Raw genomic sequence first — 2,060 nt, 5'->3', positions numbered from 1 at the left:
CTGGGCCGGTTGACCCCCGTCGAGTTCGAAGCAATCATGACCACACCAACCAGCCAGACCGCGTAACCGAAACTGTCACCTACTCGTGCAGCAGACCCGACCACGTTGTCGACGCATCAGTTAATTGCATAACCATGGTTAGAAACGAATATCAGTAATTGAAGTGGATTTCGTGCAATCCAACGGAGAATCGAGCACACTGATTTTCGTCAACGACGCGACACCGCCGGCAACGGCCGACGATCTGGACGAAAGATGCCTACCAAAATGAGCACCACACCACTCGATGAGACGGACCGCCGTAGCAGTTCTTCTGTCGGGCCCGGGTGCGGTCGCCGCGTTCGGGCTCGCCGCCCTTGGCCCTGGCGCCGTAGCCGCACAGGAGGAAGGCAGGTGTGATCCGATCTGCCACGGCACCTGGTGTCCGGGCGAGCCGGCGGTTCTAGGGTGGCGGACTTGGTCAACACCTGGGACAAGAGCGTGTGTCACGAGTACCACCAGGTGACCGGTTCGCCCGGGGTGTATGCTGAGGGACCGCTGCCTCCGGGCTCATTCGTGTGCCCGTCGATCACGTTCCTCTGTCCGTGATCCAGTTCCGCGATACGTCACGCCAGCTGGATCGTAATAGCGGCCTTTATCAATTGTCGCTGTCTCTTTACGGTTTTCGATGCGCTGCAATATATCTATGTGCGGAGCCAAGCCGTATCGGCACACCGTCCGCCAGTGAGATCAGTCCTCAATTCCAGCGCGATGGCATGTATTGGCGAGAAAAGTGCGGCTCGCGACGGAATCGCCTACCGGATTTACGGTTCATCCACTGAAACACGTTGCCCAGCGGCAACATCATGGCGCATGTCAAGGGCAAATACGGATGCTTATCCAATTACCATGTTCACAAGAGGCTTTCATCTGTTTCACAGCCGACGCGTGCTGGCGGACTGCTTTTGGTGTTGTACAGTCGCTCCCACTATGGACCTTCGGCGCGCAACTCCAACTCGACGATGGCAGCTCGCCATCGCGGTAGTCGCTGCGCTCAGCCTGTTCATCAATCTCCTCACCAGTTCTGCTTTACGGCACCAATTCTCGGCTGCCGCTTTGCTCGAACCCGCAGCCTGGACGCACGCAGCCCCGGATGCCGGCACCACGACTGAGCATTCGCAAGCCCTATAGCCAGTCCATAACCGCGCCACACCTAAAGATGCCCATCCATGGCGTGCGTCGCCGGCGAAGAAGAAACCGTTTCACAGCATGTGGATGACGCAGCACCGCCCGGAGGTGGAGACGCGCGTACACACGCAACCGGACCGGTCTGACCTACGGGCGCTATCCGTCGGCATGGTCATTCGATCTGCCGGCATGCATACCAGCGCGCCCGCGGCGCGATATAGCGATCGAGAACTTTTGACGCTGTTCTGCATATCTCGCTGCTGATCCGATCGAGCAGCGTTAGCCGCTCGGCCTCCTCATAGTTGCAGGCGAGGTGCGTTGGTCCGGCATTGCCGGTGCCTCGAGCATCACGAGGCCACCACTGGTGCCGGACAATCGATCATTCCCGGTCTCACATGCGTAAAAAGGCGCAGCACCAATCTATTTCGCGTCTCCACCGTGGCCGGTGGAGACCGTGGCAGATCTCATCGCTGCCCGCTAAAAGCGGTATAAGAATGGATTTTGGACGGTTACCGCCAGAAAGAGGACGTAACGAAGGAGCGACGATGTATCCTACTGTGCTACATTGGTATTACGGTTAAACACCAGCATTCCTGATCGAATCCAGCTATTTCCCAGCATGGTTGCTCACCTCTGACTGTTAGCGAATTATCGATGGGCGCATAAGAGCTCACAAAGGTCGACTATCGATTAAGTCGGCGCTTCATAAATTCGTCTGCACTGCAACGGATTCGATTTATCTATATAAGCCGGAACGTTTGCGGTCGGCCAAAAACAGTGGAGGTAACAAAATGCTGGACTTTGGAGCCTTACCGTCGGAGGTCAACTCCGGTCGAATGTATGTGGGGGCAGGTGCGGGGCTGTTGCTGACGGCAGCCGGGGATGAGTTGGCG

1 protein-coding gene is annotated in these 2,060 nt (G+C 57.3%); it reads left to right on the top strand.

Features of this window, described 5'->3' with window-relative positions; translation table 11 throughout:
• Positions 1 to 1,961: 1,961 nt before the first annotated feature.
• The coding region (locus FQ389_RS20985) for a PPE family protein (protein WP_260860874.1) at positions 1,962 to 2,060 on the top strand (99 nt) is incomplete at its 3' end.

It is taken from the genome of Mycobacterium tilburgii, from assembly GCF_902168065.1.
In the GTDB taxonomy this organism is placed as follows: Bacteria; Actinomycetota; Actinomycetes; order Mycobacteriales; family Mycobacteriaceae; genus Mycobacterium; species Mycobacterium tilburgii.
This window is presented reverse-complemented; position numbering and strand designations above follow the sequence as displayed.